This window comes from Neorhizobium galegae, from assembly GCF_017877055.1.
GTDB lineage: Bacteria > Pseudomonadota > Alphaproteobacteria > Rhizobiales > Rhizobiaceae > Neorhizobium > Neorhizobium galegae_D.
This window is the reverse complement of sequence record NZ_JAGIPG010000004.1, coordinates 353,740-369,846: the sequence shown is the minus strand read 5'-3', so window position 1 is coordinate 369,846 and position 16,107 is coordinate 353,740. Positions and strand designations below refer to the sequence as shown.

General features: G+C 60.3%; 18 protein-coding genes. 17 read left to right on the top strand and 1 reads right to left on the bottom strand.

Annotated elements, in window-relative coordinates:
• The first annotated feature begins 7 nt into the window (after positions 1-7).
• The 9 genes from J2857_RS25075 (at position 8) to J2857_RS25035 (ending at position 9,893) form a co-directional block, all read left to right on the top strand.
• Entirely contained in the window at positions 8-901 is an 894-nt protein-coding gene (locus tag J2857_RS25075; RefSeq protein ID WP_210012806.1) for a fumarylacetoacetate hydrolase family protein, read from the top strand.
• Positions 902-939: 38 nt separating this feature from the next.
• Positions 940-2,151 carry a CaiB/BaiF CoA transferase family protein gene (locus J2857_RS25070; protein ID WP_210012805.1) on the top strand — a complete coding sequence of 404 codons (1,212 nt, stop codon included), beginning with the start codon at positions 940-942 and terminating at the stop codon, positions 2,149-2,151.
• A 40-nt stretch (positions 2,152-2,191) separates the two neighbouring features.
• Positions 2,192-2,662, top strand: coding sequence for a tripartite tricarboxylate transporter TctB family protein (locus tag J2857_RS25065; protein WP_210012804.1), 471 nt, complete (start codon positions 2,192-2,194; stop codon positions 2,660-2,662).
• A gap of 20 nt (positions 2,663-2,682) precedes the next feature.
• Entirely contained in the window at positions 2,683-4,191 is a 1,509-nt protein-coding gene (locus J2857_RS25060; protein WP_210012803.1) for a tripartite tricarboxylate transporter permease, read from the top strand.
• A 33-nt stretch (positions 4,192-4,224) separates the two neighbouring features.
• Positions 4,225-4,863, top strand: a complete 639-nt coding sequence (locus J2857_RS25055; RefSeq protein ID WP_210012802.1) for a polysaccharide deacetylase family protein — start codon at positions 4,225-4,227, stop codon at positions 4,861-4,863.
• An 18-nt stretch (positions 4,864-4,881) separates the two neighbouring features.
• Positions 4,882-5,952 carry a tartrate dehydrogenase gene (locus J2857_RS25050; RefSeq protein ID WP_210012801.1) on the top strand — a complete coding sequence of 357 codons (1,071 nt, stop codon included), beginning with the start codon at positions 4,882-4,884 and terminating at the stop codon, positions 5,950-5,952.
• 458 nt (positions 5,953-6,410) lie between these two features.
• Positions 6,411-6,773 carry a transposase gene (locus tag J2857_RS25045; RefSeq protein WP_037082618.1) on the top strand — a complete coding sequence of 121 codons (363 nt, stop codon included), beginning with the start codon at positions 6,411-6,413 and terminating at the stop codon, positions 6,771-6,773.
• Entirely contained in the window at positions 6,770-7,567 is a 798-nt protein-coding gene (locus J2857_RS25040; protein ID WP_210012800.1) for an IS3 family transposase, read from the top strand. The genes J2857_RS25045 and J2857_RS25040 overlap by 4 nt, the downstream gene beginning before the upstream one ends.
• 121 nt (positions 7,568-7,688) lie before the next feature.
• Positions 7,689-9,893, top strand: coding sequence for an amylo-alpha-1,6-glucosidase (locus J2857_RS25035; RefSeq protein WP_210012799.1), 2,205 nt, complete (start codon positions 7,689-7,691; stop codon positions 9,891-9,893).
• Positions 9,894-9,933: 40 nt separating this feature from the next.
• On the opposite strand, the gene J2857_RS25030 is transcribed toward J2857_RS25035, so the two are convergent.
• Entirely contained in the window at positions 9,934-10,155 is a 222-nt protein-coding gene (locus tag J2857_RS25030; RefSeq protein ID WP_210012798.1) for a hypothetical protein, read from the bottom strand.
• A 228-nt stretch (positions 10,156-10,383) separates the two neighbouring features.
• Between J2857_RS25030 and J2857_RS25025 the strand changes: the two genes are divergently transcribed.
• From J2857_RS25025 to J2857_RS24990, 8 genes are all read left to right on the top strand, one after another.
• Positions 10,384-10,860 (top strand): Hsp20 family protein, encoded by a 477-nt coding sequence (locus J2857_RS25025; protein WP_210012797.1) that lies wholly within the window; start codon positions 10,384-10,386, stop codon positions 10,858-10,860.
• 97 nt (positions 10,861-10,957) lie between these two features.
• The gene (locus tag J2857_RS25020; protein ID WP_210012796.1) at positions 10,958-11,467 is read left to right on the top strand and encodes an Hsp20/alpha crystallin family protein; all 510 of its coding nucleotides are present in this window, start codon (positions 10,958-10,960) and stop codon (positions 11,465-11,467) included.
• 75 nt (positions 11,468-11,542) lie between these two features.
• Positions 11,543-12,289 (top strand): NADH dehydrogenase ubiquinone Fe-S protein 4, encoded by a 747-nt coding sequence (locus tag J2857_RS25015; protein WP_210012795.1) that lies wholly within the window; start codon positions 11,543-11,545, stop codon positions 12,287-12,289.
• 9 nt (positions 12,290-12,298) lie between these two features.
• Entirely contained in the window at positions 12,299-12,622 is a 324-nt protein-coding gene (gene rpoZ / locus J2857_RS25010) for a DNA-directed RNA polymerase subunit omega (protein ID WP_210012794.1), read from the top strand.
• Between the two features lie 32 nt (positions 12,623-12,654).
• Positions 12,655-13,020 (top strand): SPW repeat protein, encoded by a 366-nt coding sequence (locus tag J2857_RS25005; RefSeq protein WP_210012793.1) that lies wholly within the window; start codon positions 12,655-12,657, stop codon positions 13,018-13,020.
• Between the two features lie 102 nt (positions 13,021-13,122).
• Complete coding sequence (locus tag J2857_RS25000; RefSeq protein WP_210012792.1) at positions 13,123-14,508, top strand: DegQ family serine endoprotease; 1,386 nt, start codon at positions 13,123-13,125, stop codon at positions 14,506-14,508.
• A gap of 140 nt (positions 14,509-14,648) precedes the next feature.
• On the top strand, positions 14,649-15,572 hold the full coding sequence (locus J2857_RS24995) for a DnaJ C-terminal domain-containing protein (protein WP_210012791.1): 924 nt from the start codon (positions 14,649-14,651) through the stop codon (positions 15,570-15,572).
• 2 nt (positions 15,573-15,574) lie between these two features.
• Positions 15,575-15,907 (top strand): chaperone modulator CbpM, encoded by a 333-nt coding sequence (locus J2857_RS24990; RefSeq protein ID WP_210012790.1) that lies wholly within the window; start codon positions 15,575-15,577, stop codon positions 15,905-15,907.
• Positions 15,908-16,107 lie beyond the last annotated feature (200 nt).

The window sequence follows — 16,107 nt, the reverse complement described above, 5'->3', positions numbered from 1 at the left end:
TATATTCATGAAAGTTGCCACTGTTGAAACCGAATCCGGATCGCGTCCGGTCGTGGTCGTAGAAGATCGCATCCTCGATATTGCCTCCGCCTGGAAGTCGGGTGAAAGCGGCCCGGCGCCGAACTCCGTGCTCGATATCGTCCGAAACTCGCCGATGCTCGCCGCCCTCCGACAGGTCGTCGAGGCTGCAGGCTCCGATCTCTGGTCACCACTCGCCGGCGCAAAGCTGCTCGCGCCCATCCCTCGCCCGGCAAAGAACGTCTTCTGTGTCGGCCGCAACTACAAACTCCATATCGAGGAAGGTGCGAGAGCGCGGGGCGTGCCGGCCGAATATCCACCGCTGCCGGAGTTCTTCACCAAGCCTCCGACCACCGTTATCGGCCCCGAAGCGGAAATCCGCCTTCCCGGCAATACTCAGAAGCTCGACTACGAAGTCGAACTCGCCTTCGTCGTCGGCCGCACCGGGCGCGACATTTCGGTGGAGGATGCGCTCGGCCACATCTTCGGCTTCACGGTACTGAACGACGTCACCGCCCGCGACCTGCAGCGCGCGCATGGGCAATGGTTCAAGGGCAAGGCGCTCGACACCACCTGCCCGATCGGCCCCTGGATCGTCACCGCCGACGAGTTCGATGTGACACAGGAGCACCGGCTCTGGCTCACCGTCAACGGCGAGATCCGCCAGGACGCCTTCATCTCGGACATGGTGTTCGACTGCGCCGCGATCCTCTCAAGCCTGTCGGCCGGCATGACGGTGGAAGCGGGTGACATCATCACCACCGGCACGCCTTCCGGCGTCGGCCTCGGCCTCAACCCGCAGATCTGGCTGAAGGACGGAGACGTCGTTGAAGCCGGCATCGAGGGTATCGGCAGCATCAGGAACACCGTGAGAGCGGTCTGACCCGCAGGCCATCTCTCACGACAAGGAGACTTTTATAAATGGACACCATCAACTCCCAGAACGACGCCCGTACCGAACACAAGGGCGCACTCTCCGGCATTCGCGTGATCGACGTGTCGCGCGCACTCGCCGGTCCCTATTCGACCATGCTGATGGGCGATCTCGGAGCCGACATTATCAAGCTCGAAATGCCGGGCACCGGCGACGAATCCCGCTACTGGGGCCCTCCCTTTGCGACCTATATGTCGTCGAACCGAAACAAGCGCTCCGTCGAGGTGGACCTGCACACCGCGGAAGGCCGGCAGATCTTCTTCGACCTCGTCAAGACCGCCGATATCGTGGTGGAAAACTTCCGTCCCGGCACGATGAAGCGCTTCGGCCTCGATTATGAGACCGTGGCGAAGATCAAGCCGGATATCATTTACTGCTCGATCAGCGCCTATGGCCAGACCGGGCCGATGGCGCATCGCCCAGGCATCGATCTGATGGTGCAGGCCGTCAGCGGCCTGATGTCTCAGACCGGCGAGAAGGACGGCCGGGCGATGAAGGCCGGCGGGCCGATCGCCGATATAGTCGGAGGCTTTTCCGCCGTCGTATCGATCATGGCGACGCTGATGGAACGCCGTGAAACCGGCAAGGGTCGCTATATCGACATCGCGATGCTGGACGCGCTGATGATGGTGCTGAACCAGCAGATCGTCACCTATACCGCGACCGGAAAACCCTATGCACGCGTCGGCAACGCCCATCCGCTGATGGCTCCCTACGAAAGCTTCCCGGGCTCCGACCGCGAATTCGTCATGGCGGTCACCAACGAAAAGGCCTGGAAGGCCTTCATCTCTATCCCGGAATTCGCCTTCCTCGACGATGTCCCGGAATTCAAGAAACAGGTCGACCGCAACATCAACCGCGTGAAGATGCTGGAGATGATCTACGCCGTCTTCAAGACGAAGCCGGCCGACCATTGGCTCGCCGAACTCGACAAGCGTGGCATTCCTTCCGAACCTATCCTCACCCTGCCGGAAGTGGTGACCATGCCGCATATCCTCGAGCGCGGTTCGCTAATGGAAATCGAATATCCGCCGGGCTCCGGAGACAAGGTCACCATTCCGGGCATGCCCTGGAAGGATGTCGCCGCCCCGCGCGTCAGGCGAGATCCTCCCGGCCTCGGCCAGCACACGCAGGAAGTCCTCGAAGAGCTTTATGGCCCGGGATATTCGGCCAGATCCGCCGGCCACAATCCGGTGTAAGCTGGCCGGACTTCATCGACGGCACTGAGGAGGAATTGCCATGATTTGGGATCGAGATGACCTGACTTCAGGTCTGTTTTTTCTGGGAATAGGCCTGTTTTTCGCAGCCAACACGCTGTCGTCACTGGATATCGGCACGGCGGCGGCGATGGGACCGGGCTTCTTCCCGCTCGCGCTTTGCATCATCCTTACGCTACTCGGCATCGGCATCCTGATGAATGCCCGCAAGCCTGCACAGGGCGAGGAAGAGCAGCAGGTCGAACGCCCGCCGCTCAATTGGCGCGCGATCTTCTTCGTGATTGCAGCTCCGGTCGCTTTTGGCCTGATGCTGCGGAGTTTTGGCCTGGTGCCGGCGCTTACGGTCACCATCGCGCTTGCGGTAGCAGCCAGCCACACGATCGGCATCAAGCGCGGCCTCGCCATCGTCATCGGCATGACCGCCTTCTGTGTCGTCGTCTTCTATTACGGCCTGCAGGTTCCGGTCGATCTCTTCAACCCCGCTCTCTTCTAGCCGCGGGAGGTCTCATCATCATGGATATTTTCAACGGCATCCTGCTTGGCTTCAGCCAGGCCGCCACTCCGATGGCGCTGCTCTTCTGCCTGATCGGCTGCATCCTCGGTACACTCGTCGGCGTCCTCCCCGGTATCGGCCCGAGCGCCACCATCGCCATGCTCCTGCCGATCACGCTGGGCTTGAACCCACTGATCGCGCTCATCATGCTCGCCGGCATCTATTACGGCGCCCAATATGGCGGCTCGATCACCGCGATCCTCGTCAACGTGCCGGGCGAACCGTCCACCGCCGTGACGGCGATTGACGGTTATGCGATGGCGAAACAGGGCCGCGCCGGCCCGGCGCTCTCCATCTCGGCGATCGGCTCCTTCGTGGCCGGCACGGCTGCAACGCTGGTGCTGGCGGTGGCATCGCCAATGCTCAGCCAGATCGCGCTGAAATTCGGGGCGCCGGAATATTTCTCGCTCACCCTGCTCGGTATCATCCTCGTCGTCGTCCTTTCGCAGGGCTCCCTGCTGAAGGGTCTCGCCATGGCGACATTCGGTCTGCTGATGGGCCAGGTGGGAACCGACGTCTTCACCTCGGCGACGCGCTTCACCTTCGGCCTCGATGAGCTGCGCAGCGGCATCGACTTCATTGCCGTATCGGTCGGCATATTCGGGGTTGCCGAGATCCTTCGCAATCTCGAAGCTAGTGACGGGATCAGCCGTGCCGTCCACAAAATCACCCAGCTAATGCCCAACCGAGAGGATTTCCGCCGCAGCGCCGGGCCGATCTTCCGCGGTACCGTGCTTGGCTCCTTCCTCGGCGTCTTGCCGGGCGGCGGTGCCTTCCTGTCCTCCTTCGCGTCCTACGCCGTGGAGAAGCGGCTTTCGAAACATCCGGAACAGTTCGGCAAGGGCGCAATCGAAGGCGTTGCGGGACCGGAAAGCGCCAATAATGCCGGCGCACAGACCTCCTTCATCCCGATGCTGACGCTCGGCATTCCCTCCAACGCCGTCATGGCGCTAATGGTCGGGGCCATGGTCGTGCAAGGCATCCAGCCCGGCCCGCGGGTGATCGTCTCGCAGCCGGAATTGTTCTGGGGCCTGATCGCCTCAATGTGGATCGGCAATGTGATGCTCATCCTGCTGAACCTGCCGCTGGTCGGTCTTTGGGTCCGGATGCTGCGCATTCCCTATTCGGTGCTGTTCCCCGGCATCCTGGCCTTCGCCTGCATCGGCACGTTCAGCGCCAATGGCATCGAGATCAATCTCTACGTGCTCGCGGCATCCGGTCTCGGCGGATACCTCCTGACCCGCATCGGCTGTGATCCGGCACCCTTCCTGCTCGGTTTCGTGCTCGGCCCGATGGTGGAGGAACATTTCCGCCGCGCCATGCTGATCTCGGAGGGCAATCTCGCCGTCTTCGTCGAGCGGCCGATCAGCGCCGTATTGATCGTCATCACTGTTGTCATCGCGCTCCTCACCTTCGTGCCGTCGCTGCTTAGCGCCCGCAAGACCGTGTTTGCCCATGCCGATGATTGAGGACCGGGCCGATGGCGGCCAGAGAGGATTTCCATGCATCAGGTGACATTAACCTTCGACAACGGCCCAGACGCCAACGTCACTCCGCTTGTGCTGGACATCCTCGCCCGTAGAAGCATCAAGTCGACCTTTTTCGTTGTGGGGAGCCGGCTCGCCGCCCATCGCGCATCGACGGAACGGGCGCATGCGGAAGGGCATTGGATCGGCAATCATACCTGGAGCCACTCGATTCCGTTTCGGGATCGGGGCGACAGCGATTTCATCCGGTCGGAAATCGACCGCACCCAAGATGAAATCGGTGCATTGTCACATCCCGACCGGCTTTTCCGCCCCTATGGCGGCATGGGCCGGCTGGACGGGGCGCTTAATACCAAGGCCGTCGATCATCTCGCCGAGAGGCACTACACCTGTATCTTGTGGAACGCCGTGCCGGGCGATTTTGCCAATCATGAAGGCTGGGTGGAAACCGCCTTAACGCAGGTCGCCACCATCGGCTGGCCGCTTGTCGTGCTGCATGACGTGCATGCCCGCGCCATGCAGCATCTCGACCGCTTTCTCGGGCGGCTGCAAGATCGCGGCGCGATGTTCGAACAGCGATTTCCGGTAAATTGCATCGCGATGCAGCGCGGGCAGAGGACCGACCTGCTCGACAGCGGCATCGTCGCCAATTGAGATCAGAAGGGGAAGATCATGACCGCCAATAGGATGAGGATTGCGCTGATCGAGGGAGACGGGATCGGTAAGGAAGTTGTGCCGCAAGGCGTGCGTGTGCTTGAAGCCGTGGCGCGCAAATTCGATATCGGCTTATCCTTCGACAGTTTCGATTTTGCCTCGTGCGACTATTACGCAAAACACGGCCAGATGCTGCCAGATGACTGGAAGGACAGGATCGGCGGACATGATGCAATCTATTTCGGCGCCGTCGGCATGCCCGACCGTGTGCCGGATCATATCTCGCTCTGGGGTTCGCTGATCCGGTTTCGCCGCGAGTTCGACCAATATGTCAACCTGCGCCCCTGCCGGCTGATGCCGGGCGTGCCTTCGCCGCTGGCCAACCGGACGCCCGGCGATATCGATTTCGTCGTCGTGCGCGAAAATACCGAAGGGGAATATTCCTCGGTTGGCGGCATCATGTTCGCCGGAACCGACCGGGAATTCGCGGTGCAGGAAACGATCATGACCCGAACAGGTATCGACCGCGTCGCACGTTTCGCTTTTGAACTCGCACGCAAACGGGATGCCAAACACCTGACGTCGGCGACGAAGTCGAACGGCATCTCGATCACCATGCCCTATTGGGACGAGCGGGTAGAAGCCGTCGCAGCAGACTTTCCGGATATCCGCTACGACAAATATCATATCGACATTCTCGCCGCGCATTTCGTGCTGAACCCGGATCGTTTCGACGTCGTCGTCGCTTCCAATCTCTTCGGTGACATTCTCTCCGACCTCGGCCCCGCCTGCACCGGCACGATCGGTATAGCTCCATCCGGCAACATCAACCCGGAACGGCGGTTTCCGTCACTCTTCGAACCCGTCCATGGATCGGCACCGGATATTGCAGGAAAAGGCATCGCCAATCCGATCGGGCAGATCTGGGCAGGTGCGATGATGCTGGAGCATGTGGGTCATCCCGAAGCGGCAGCAGCTATCGTCAAGGCGATCGAGCGGGTTCTGTCGGAAAAGAACCTGCGGACTAGGGACCTCGGTGGAAACGCGGATACCGTGGCCTGTGGCAGCGCTGTTGTGGACGCGCTTTAGCTCAACCAGCGAAGCGGTTCTTCAAGAAGAGCGCGCGGCAACAGGTAGTCCCAGTAGAGCTACCACGAGGCATATCACTTAGAGCCGTTCAATGGTTGGAAACCGAGCCTGTCAGTAATGAATGGCTGCTTTTGTGGTCCGAACTGAGATAGTCCGCTCTTCAACATAAGCTGGACATACAGCCCCAATAAGCCGAGCGGCTACTCAGGAAAATCTTGTGGGCCGCGTGAATGGCTCGAATGAAGGCGCAAAGAAGTCGTTTTACGCTTCGGTGCGACGCTGTCTTTCCAACACGACTGATCACTCCCATGACCAACAAGACCGGATCTATTGATGTGAAAGGACTCGAATGTTGGTTTCCACGCGGAACTGAGCCGGTTATGGAGTGAACCCCTCGGGCTGGACAACGGGGCAGGGAAAAACTGATACACTCTGCGGGCCTCAATCGGAGAAGGCTCATGAAGTCCCGAGGTCCATATCGACGGCATTCGACACCGTTTAAACTACAGCTTTGCCAGGATATCCGAAACGGTGTCATCGGGCGGCGCGACGCGCAGCGCACCTACGGCGTTTCGGCCAATCTCATACAGCTATGGCTAACGCAGTTCGATCGTGGCGAGCTGAACGATGAAGAAGCTGAGGCCAGCGTCATTGCGGAGTACGAAGCACATATCGCGGCGCTCGAACGCAAGGTCGGCCAGCTTACAATGGAGCTGGACCTGGTGAAAAAAACACCGCGCCAGCCGATCGCCGCCGACAGCGCGAGCTCCTCCATCATCAGCGGCCCCCGGCCTGCTCTGTCAGACGGGGGTGCAAAATGATCGATCTCCCGAGGAGCACCTATTATTACCAATCAACGGCAAAAGCTTTAAATCTCGGCGACAGCGAGCTGGTTGCAATCATAGAAGACATCCAGGACGAGCTGCCCTGCTACGGATACCGGCGCGTGACGCACGAGCTTCGGCGAAGAGGCCACCTCGTTAATCACAAGCGTGTCGCCCGCGTCATGCGGGCCAATGGCCTCGGTATCAAGCCTCGCAAGCGGTATGTTCGCACGACGGATAGCAACCACGATTCGCCGATTTACCCGAACCTTTATCGCAATGTGATCCCGTCGCGGCCTGACATGGTCTGGGTGGCGGACTTCACGTACATCCGCATCGCCGCTGGCTTCTGCTATCTTGCTGTCATTCTCGACGCCTGCAGCCGGAAAGTCGTCGGCTATGGCCTGTCGAAACGCCTGGATACGCCGCTCGCTTTGGCAGCATTGCGTTCGGCGATCGAGAACAGAAAGCCCCCACGCGGCTGCATTCACCACACGGACCGCGGATGCCAGTACGCAAGTGAGACCTACCGAAGAGCGCTCGATGCGGCAGGCTTACAGGGGTCTATGAGCGCCGTCGGCAACCCTTATCACAATGCGCAGGCAGAGAGCTTCATGAAGACCCTGAAAGTGGAGGATATCTACCCAGCAGGCTACGAGACTTTCGCTGACGTAGCCGAACAGTTGCCTAAGTTCATCGAGCAGATTTACAATGCCAAACGGCTGCATTCAGCCCTTGGCTATTTGTCGCCAGCAGAATTTGAAACCCAACTCGCCCAGCAGGCGGCTTAGTTTGCATTGTTTCGATGGTCCAGCCCGAGGGGTTCACTCCGCACCAAGGCGGCCCCACTGCGCCGTGCCAACGGGCAGGACCTCGATCTGCAGGTCGTTGCATAATCCGGAGGCCAGTAGCATGTCGATCGCTTCTGTACACGACGCTTCCGCGCCAGCAGGGGGGCAGGCACCGATGGCGCAATTTTTCATTCCGGCCACAGCATCACTGCAAGAGCGACGGCCGCGCACCCTGAAGCACGGCGATACATTCGCCGTCTTCGACCACAATGGTGACGCGCTTTCTGGGCCCGGCAGCCCGGAAGGCGTTTTCCATCGGGACACGCGGTACCTCTCCCATCTCCATCTGACGATCAACGGCAAGCGCCCGATGCTTCTCTCGTCGACGCTGCGCGACGACAATGCGACGCTGACCTGCGATCTCACCAATCCCGACCTCTTTGATGAGACGGGGAAGCTCACACTTGAGCATGATCTCATTCATATGCGCAGGACACGCTTTCTGTGGAATGCCGGTTGTTACGAGCGCTTGGCCGTAAGGAACTACGACGAGCGACGACAACAAGTGCGTATCGAAATTTCGTTCGGGGCGGACTTCGCCGATCTGTTCGAGGTTCGCGGAACCGTCAGGGCGAGGAGGGGCCGCCATCTTCCGTCCGTGATGGAACAGGATCGCGTTCTTCTCTCCTATATCGGCCTCGACGATCTGAAGCGCGTCACGCAGTTGTCGTTCGATCCCCGCCCAGACGAACTTGGGAGTGATCATGTCATTTATGATCTTGATCTGGCGCCACATGAAACGCGGTCGCTGTTCATCCGGATCTGCTGCGACCAAGACAAAGACCGGCCTCTCGGCTACCAGTCTTTCTTTCTGGGCCTGCGGGATGCGCGCCGTGCATTGCGCTCCTCTTCCTCCCGCGCGGCATCGATCGTCACGTCCAACGAAATATTCAACGAGGTGGCGCGGCGCAGTGTCTCCGATCTATATATGCTAACGACCGATAAGCCCGAAGGTCCCTACCCCTATGCCGGCATCCCCTGGTTTAGCACTGTTTTCGGACGTGATGCGCTGATTACCGCGCTCGAAACGCTGTGGCTTGATCCGCACATTGCCCGCGGTGTCCTTGGCCATTTGGCCGCAAACCAGGCCACGGAAGTCGATCCGGCTGCAGACGCCGAACCTGGAAAGATCCTCCACGAAGTGCGCTATGGCGAAATGGCTGAACTGGGTGAAGTGCCCTTCCGCCGCTATTACGGCAGCATCGATTCCACGCCATTGTTCGTCCTGCTGGCAGGGGAGTACCTGAAGCGAACAGGCGACCTTGCCACGATCAACCATCTTCTGCCAAATATCGAGGCAGCGCTCACCTGGATCGACGCGCACGGCGATCGCGACGGCGATGGTTTCGTGGAATACGGGCGGTTAACGCAAGAAGGCTTAATCAATCAGGCCTGGAAAGACAGCCACGACTCGGTATTCCACGCCGATGGTACGCTCGCCAAAGGCCCGATCGCCATTGCCGAGGTTCAGGCCTACGTCTACGGTGCCTGGCAGTCCGCAGCCGAGATCTTCCGCCGGCTCGGCAGACCTGAACGCGCGGCAAAGTTCCTGGCACGGGCCGAAGGCCTGCGTCGTGCCTTCGATACGAGTTTCTTCGACGAGGAACTCGGCACTTTCGTGCTAGCGCTCGATGGGAACAAGCAGCCTTGCAGGGTCCGCTCTTCAAATGCCGGTCATGCCCTGTTCACCGGTATCGCCTATCCCGAGCGAGCCGTCCAGGTTGCCAGGACACTGATGAGCGCCTCGTCCTTCTGCGGTTGGGGCATCCGAACCATCGCCTCCACCGAGGCACGCTACAATCCGATGAGCTATCACAATGGCTCTGTCTGGCCGCATGACAATGCAATGATCGCTAGCGGCCTCGCCCGCTATGGCTACCGAGCTGAAACGGCAAGAATTTTCGAAGGGCTCTTTGCATCTTCGACATATATCGACCTGCGCCGTCTTCCCGAACTCTTCTGTGGCTTGCCACGCCAGCGGGCTCAGGGGCCAACCTTCTACCCTGTCGCCTGCTCTCCACAGGCGTGGGCGGCTGCAGCACCCCTCCTTCTGCTGCAATCCTGTCTCGGCCTCGACTTCGAGCCGGATGCTCGGATCATCAGCTTCAACGAGCCGCAACTGCCCTCGTTCATGGATGAGGTAATGCTGCAACACCTACGGGTCGGAAACGGCTCGGCCGACGTCGCAGTTCGCCGCTCAGGACGCAGTGTCGTGGTAGACGTCGTCGATCGCCGCGGCGACATTCGGGTACTCACGACGGCATAGACCAGGCAGCTTTTGCAAGGCGGCCTGACTCCCGCCTTGCCTATTCCGGGTCCTCTTCGTCTGAAACCAGCAGATCGACCAGGGTGGCAACCATGCCGCTCGGCAGACGCCGCCCTTCACCTATCAAGGCTTCGTCGTTGTTGGCCCAGGCAAACGCTTCGGAGAGTTCAGCCTGCGTCGCACCCGTCGCAACGACCTCCGCCACCAGCGTTTCGTCGACAGGCCCAAGGATGGCGGTTACGTCGTCGGAAGTCATTGTCATATTCGGTACTCCTTTCTGGATCTGTTCACATCTGAGTTCACCGGAATCTGGTGACGGAGACGAAAAAATCAATTTTTTACACCAGGCAATTCCACAGCTCTTGAAACTGCAAACTACTGAATTATATCAATATTGTTCGATTGCCCAATGGGGATCGACAAGTCCAGGAGGCGCCATGTGCTCTTGGCGTCTCCTTGTATCCATGTTGCTTACAAGGAGGATATGGTTATGAGGACAAACCTCGATTTTTCTCCCCTGTTCCGGTCGAGCATCGGCTTCGACCGAATGCTGAACGCGCTCGAGGCTGCAAGCCGCATCGAGACGATCGACAATTGGCCGCCTTACGACATCGTCAAGACCGGTGAGGATGAGTACCGCATTGCAATGGCGGTAGCCGGCTTCTCGCAGGACGAACTGACGATCACGCAAGAGCAGAACATGCTCTTCGTATCGGGTCAGAAGGCGAATGCCGACGATGTGCAGTATCTGCATCGCGGTATCGCCGGCCGCTCGTTCCAGCGCCGGTTCGAGCTCGCCGATCACGTCAAGGTCGTCGGCGCCGGTCTCGTCAACGGTCTGCTGACCATCGATCTCAAGCGCGAAATCCCGGAAGCGATGAAGCCGCGACGAATCGAGATCGCGACCGAGACGGCTCTGCCGAAGGCCGAGATCAAGCAAATCGACGCCGAGAAGCAGGCGGCTTAAGCTCCAGCAACAGCACAGTTGGCAAAGACGGCGCCGGGCACATCGTCCGGCACCATCAGAGAAGCTTGCCAATCGAACCAACCGAAAGGAGAAAACCATGAGTGTTCGTGACCTGATCCCCTGGGGCCGCAACAATGGCAACCAGGTTCCGACTGTCCTGCGCGATGACGACCGTGATCCGTTCCTGTCGCTTCACCGCGAGGTGAATCGCCTGTTCGACGATGTCTTCCGCGGCTTCGGCTCCGGCATGCCGTCCCTCGGAAACGGCTCTGCGTTCAGTGCCGGCTGGCCGAGTGTCGAGATCTCCGACACCGACAAGGAGATCAAGGTGACGGCCGAAGTGCCGGGCCTCGAAGAAAAGGACATCGAAGTCCTGCTCAACGACGGCATCCTGACGCTGAAGGGCGAGAAGCGCTCCGAGAGCGAAGACAAGGATCGTCAGTTCTCCGAGCGCTACTACGGCCGTTTCGAGCGCCGTATTCCGCTTGGCGTCGAAGTCGACGAAGACAAGGTCGATGCCAGCTTCAGGAACGGCGTTTTGACCGTGACCTTGCCGAAGACCGAAAAGGCGCAGACGCAGGTCAAGCGGATCGCCATCAAGAGCTAACCAGTGCAACCGTCCGGCGGCCGGCCTTAAGGGGGCCGCCGGCATCCTTCGCCAACAGGGAGGGATAAAAAAGTGATGGAGATTTTCAGAGAGACGCATCACCCAGGCAAGGGGCCGGTTTTCGATATCCGGCCTTCGAATGATAACCGGCGGAAAGCTCTGTCTGTCGGCCGTTCTATATTTCCCGAGGACGCCGTCGCCCGCATCTTCAGGCCGTCCCGCTCGGCGATGACATCAAGCAACGCGCGGACGAAAGGCTGGTGGCTTGTCTTCGAGCGCCGCAGCCCGCCGTTCATCGAGCCTTTAATGGGCTATACCGCCAGTACCGACACGCTGACGCAGGTGGAGCTGGAATTTCCAACGCTGCGATCCGCCATCCGCTATACCGAGCGGCAGGGTCTGACCTATGTCGTGCAGCGTCCGGTAAGCAAGGCTGCGGCTCCGGCAAAGCAAAGAATTCGCCGCCGAGCGAACCAGCCATTTCACGCCTTCTCCGATGCGACATTGGAGCGGCTCGGCCTCGCCGCGCTTCAGGAGAGCTACGGTCAGGCAATGGACGAGGCGGCGGAACGGAACGATGCTTCCGGGCCCGCGACATTGTCCTTACCCATGGATGTCGCCTGTGATCCGACGCTGCCCCTCGAAGCAAAGCGCTCGATCCTGATGAACCGGGCATGGACCGAATATCTGGTCGACCAGGCGGCCAACGAAGGCATCCCGGAGAACAAACGTCCGTCGCGCCTTCACGAGGTCGAGCAGGCGCTGCTTGCGCTCGAACGAGACGTTGAGGACCGTACCACTGCCGATCGGAAAGCTGCATGAGGTGCGCCCATGGACCCGCATGTCGTTTTCGATTGCCAGGAGATTGTGCCGAACAGGTTTACGCTGACGATGGCCGCAGCTGCCCGCGCCCGTGCCCTCAACCGCGGTGCGCAGCCGAGGCGTGATCTGCCGCATGCAAGCGTTAGCGATCTTGCGCTGCATGAAATCGCCGATGGCGCGTTCACTCAAGACGAGCTGGCGCCATTCCTGCCCGGATCGGCAGCAACAACACTTCTTCCGACTCCTGATCCAACAACAACCGAGCTTTGCGGCGACGGCGCGGCAAGCGCTGCCGCCGCATCCGTCTCCTCTACGCAGGAGACGGTTCATTGATGATGCAACCAACCGATGAGGAGAAATGAACGATGCTGAAAACCCTGTCTTCGAACAACCGGACCGCTTTCGATATCGTCAATATCGTTGCCGGTCTTGGTCTTCTGGTCTCGCCGTGGCTGCTTGGCTTCACCGCAGAGACCTATGCCGCCTGGAATGCCTGGATCGTCGGCGCGGCCATCGCCGTGATCGCCGCCGCTGCCCTCTATGCCTTCTACGAGGCGGAGGAATGGGTCAACCTTGTGCTCGGCGTCTGGGCCGTGGTTGCTCCATGGGTTTTCGGCTTCGCGGGCGTGACGGCTGCAACGTGGGTCCATGTCGTGGCCGGTATTGTCGTCGCGGTGCTCGCCGTCGGCAACATCTGGCTCAGCCATAACCGCCCGCTCTCGACCGCCTGATCCTATGGAAGCGGGTCCGGATCTTCGGACCCGCTTCTTTTTCCAAGTCCTTCGTGCGTCGTGCCCGAAGGGAGGCCAATCATTAGATTCAAGGAGCAACCGATGTTCGATCTCGCCCCGAGGCTTCGCACGATCGCCATTTCCGCAGCCGTCGCAGCCGGAGCCATTCTTTTCACCATGAACCCGCTTCCTGCGCAGATGGCAGGACCGGTTTCTTCGTCCACCGGCCTGCCGACATTGGCGCCGATGCTGGAACAGGTCACACCCGCCGTCGTCAATATCGCGGTCGTCTCGCGAGCGCCTGCGCAAGACAATCCGCTCTACAGCGATCCCAACTTCCGACGGTTCTTCAACCTGCCGGAGCAACAGCAGCAGGCCAGGATGAGCGCCGGCTCGGGCGTCATCGTCGACGCCGCCAAGGGTTATGTGCTCACCAACCATCACGTCGTCGACGGCGGCACGCAGATCTCTGTCACGCTGAAGGATGGCCGGCAGCTCTCGGCAAGACTGATCGGCAGCGACAAGGAGACCGACATCGCGCTGCTCCAGATCGATGCCAGGAACCTCACGGCCATCCGGCTCGGTGATTCCGATGCCCTGAAGGTCGGTGACTATGTCGTTGCGATCGGCAATCCCTTCGGACTTGGTCAGACGGTCACCTCCGGCATCGTCAGCGCGCTCGGCCGCAGCGGGCTCAATATTGAAGGTTATGAGGACTTCATCCAGACCGATGCCTCGATCAACCCCGGCAATTCCGGCGGCGCACTCGTGACGCTCGATGGCAAGCTGATCGGGATCAACACGGCGATCCTCAGCCCCGCCGGCGCCAATGTCGGCATCGGCTTCGCAGTCCCGAGCGATATGGCCCTATCGGTGATGAACCAGCTGGCAGCCCATGGCGAGGTCCGCCGCGGCAGGCTCGGCATCGGCATCCAGGACCTGACGCCCGACGTGGCCGAGGCGCTGAAGCTCGGTAAGCTGCGCGGCGCCCTGATAGCCAGCGTCGAAGCCGGTTCGCCGGCTGCGCGGGCCGGATTGAGGACCGGCGACGTGGTTACTGCGATCGACAATCGCCCCGTCCACAGCGCAACAGATCTCAGGAACCGGATCGGCCTCACCCCGGTCGAAACCAGGATCAACATGACGGTAAAGCGCGGCGATGGCGAGCGGGTGATCGCTGTCAAGATCACGTCGGAAGACCGGTCGTCCGCCGACCTCTCCGGCACGCCCCTCGATGGCACCAAAATGCGGGAAGCATCTGCCGAGGAGGCTCGCCAGGCCGGTGCCCCCGGCGTTGTGATCGAAGGCGTCACCTCGGGCAGCATGGCGGCCCGCAGCGGATTGCAGGCCGGTGACATAATCGTGGCGGCCAATCGCTCGCCGGTCTCTTCCGTCGCGGATTTGCGCAAGGCGCTTGCCGACAAGCCGGCAATCCTCGCGCTCGAACTGATCCGCGATGGGGGCCCTCTCCTCCTCGTGGTCCGATAGCGGAGCGGTGATCAAATGGTCCCGCTCATGCGAAGTGGGACCCAATCGACCTCTCCCCTTGCCCTCCAAACCGGAGACCGGGCCGCCTATATTAGAGCGGAATTGATCGCAGTGTATGTTACCTGTGACAGGAGATATGTATGAGCCGAGATCCATACGAGATTCTGGGCGTGAAACGGGATGCGCCGCAAAAGGAAATCCAGAGCGCGTTCCGCAAGCTGGCCAAGAAGCTGCATCCCGACTTGAACCCCGGCGATAAAAATGCCGAGGCCAAGTTCAAGGAGATTTCCGCCGCCTACGAGCTTTTGAGCGATGAAGAGAAGCGCGCCCGCTTCGACCACGGTGAGATCGATATGACGGGTGCCGAACAGGCGCCCCGTAACTTCTATCGTGACTACGCCTCAGCAAGCGGACCAGGTGAGCCTTATCACAATTCTGGCGGCTTTGCCGATTTTGGCGATGCGGACGATCTGTTTGCAAGCTTTTTCTCGCGCCGCGCCAGCGCCGGCGGCAGATCCGCTTTCCGCGCGCCGGGACGAGACCGTCATTTCTCGATGGAGATCGATCTTCTCGATGCGGTGAAGGGCACAAAAACCCAGGTCAAGCTACCCGAGGGTCCGGCTATCGAAGTGCAGGTTCCCCCCGGGACACGTGATGGCCAAACGCTGCGGCTGCGGGGCAAAGGCGAACCCGGGTTCGGGGGCGGTGCCGCCGGCGACGCGCTGATCGTTATCAGGGTGCGGCCTCACCGCTTTTTCACGCGCGACGGTGACGACATCCGCCTCGAACTGCCAATCACGCTGAGCGAGGCCGTGCTTGGCGGCAAGGTGCGCGTGCCCACTCCCTCCGGCCCAATCGACCTAGCCCTCCCCTCCAATTCCAGCAGCGGCAAGGTCTTGCGTATCAAGGGCAAGGGTGTGCCGCGCGGAAATGGCAGCGCCGGTGACGTCTATGTGACTGTGAAGGTCGTGTTGCCCGACCGTCCGGACGAAGATCTGACCAGCTTCATCAAACGCTGGGCTTCTGGAACGACACAAAATCCGAGAAAGGGCATGGAGGGCTGACCATGGACGATCATGAATTCTGTCTTCGCCTCAAAATCGAAGTAACCGAGCTCGAACTGTGGATCCGGGAAGGTTGGCTGGCGCCGCAGATCGCCGAGCACCAACGCCGCTTCCGGGATGCAGATCTAGCTCGCGCCCGGCTGATCTTAGATCTGACGCACGGCATGGGCGTCAACGAAGCCGGAGTTGATATTGTCATGGATCTTGTCGACCAGCTTCACGGCATGCGCGGCGCGATGCGCGACATCATAACGGTCGTCAGCGGAGAGGATGTTGCAGTCCAACAACGTTTGGTAGCAGCTCTGGACAAGCTCCACACCATTTGGCGAATGTGAGAGGATTCGCGGCAGGTAAGAAAGCAATCTCGTGGCGGATGTTCCTATGACGACATCATTGAGGCGCTGAAGACGTTGGACAAGAACGATGAGCGCGAGGACGAGGTTCGTCCGCCGCGATGAGAGCGAGCCTGCTGTAAAGCTGTAACACTCCCTTTAGGCAGGTCTGCGGCTTCACCACTACCAGCCTGTCATTGATG

What these genes read in the sequence shown, in the direction of transcription:
- J2857_RS25060 (WP_210012803.1), top strand. Translation starts at nt 2,683, where the DNA reads ATGGATATTTTCAACGGCATCCTGCTTGGCTTCAGCCAGGCCGCCACT.
- J2857_RS25055 (WP_210012802.1), top strand. Translation starts at nt 4,225, where the DNA reads ATGCATCAGGTGACATTAACCTTCGACAACGGCCCAGACGCCAACGTC.
- J2857_RS25075 (WP_210012806.1), top strand. Translation starts at nt 8, where the DNA reads ATGAAAGTTGCCACTGTTGAAACCGAATCCGGATCGCGTCCGGTCGTG.
- J2857_RS25035 (WP_210012799.1), top strand. Translation starts at nt 7,689, where the DNA reads ATGTCGATCGCTTCTGTACACGACGCTTCCGCGCCAGCAGGGGGGCAG.
- J2857_RS24995 (WP_210012791.1), top strand. Translation starts at nt 14,649, where the DNA reads ATGAGCCGAGATCCATACGAGATTCTGGGCGTGAAACGGGATGCGCCG.
- J2857_RS25030 (WP_210012798.1), bottom strand. Translation starts at nt 10,155, where the DNA reads ATGACAATGACTTCCGACGACGTAACCGCCATCCTTGGGCCTGTCGAC.
- J2857_RS25050 (WP_210012801.1), top strand. Translation starts at nt 4,882, where the DNA reads ATGACCGCCAATAGGATGAGGATTGCGCTGATCGAGGGAGACGGGATC.
- J2857_RS25000 (WP_210012792.1), top strand. Translation starts at nt 13,123, where the DNA reads ATGTTCGATCTCGCCCCGAGGCTTCGCACGATCGCCATTTCCGCAGCC.
- rpoZ (WP_210012794.1), top strand. Translation starts at nt 12,299, where the DNA reads ATGGACCCGCATGTCGTTTTCGATTGCCAGGAGATTGTGCCGAACAGG.
- J2857_RS25045 (WP_037082618.1), top strand. Translation starts at nt 6,411, where the DNA reads ATGAAGTCCCGAGGTCCATATCGACGGCATTCGACACCGTTTAAACTA.
- J2857_RS25005 (WP_210012793.1), top strand. Translation starts at nt 12,655, where the DNA reads ATGCTGAAAACCCTGTCTTCGAACAACCGGACCGCTTTCGATATCGTC.
- J2857_RS25070 (WP_210012805.1), top strand. Translation starts at nt 940, where the DNA reads ATGGACACCATCAACTCCCAGAACGACGCCCGTACCGAACACAAGGGC.
- J2857_RS25025 (WP_210012797.1), top strand. Translation starts at nt 10,384, where the DNA reads ATGAGGACAAACCTCGATTTTTCTCCCCTGTTCCGGTCGAGCATCGGC.
- J2857_RS25065 (WP_210012804.1), top strand. Translation starts at nt 2,192, where the DNA reads ATGATTTGGGATCGAGATGACCTGACTTCAGGTCTGTTTTTTCTGGGA.
- J2857_RS25040 (WP_210012800.1), top strand. Translation starts at nt 6,770, where the DNA reads ATGATCGATCTCCCGAGGAGCACCTATTATTACCAATCAACGGCAAAA.
- J2857_RS25015 (WP_210012795.1), top strand. Translation starts at nt 11,543, where the DNA reads ATGGAGATTTTCAGAGAGACGCATCACCCAGGCAAGGGGCCGGTTTTC.
- J2857_RS25020 (WP_210012796.1), top strand. Translation starts at nt 10,958, where the DNA reads ATGAGTGTTCGTGACCTGATCCCCTGGGGCCGCAACAATGGCAACCAG.
- J2857_RS24990 (WP_210012790.1), top strand. Translation starts at nt 15,575, where the DNA reads ATGGACGATCATGAATTCTGTCTTCGCCTCAAAATCGAAGTAACCGAG.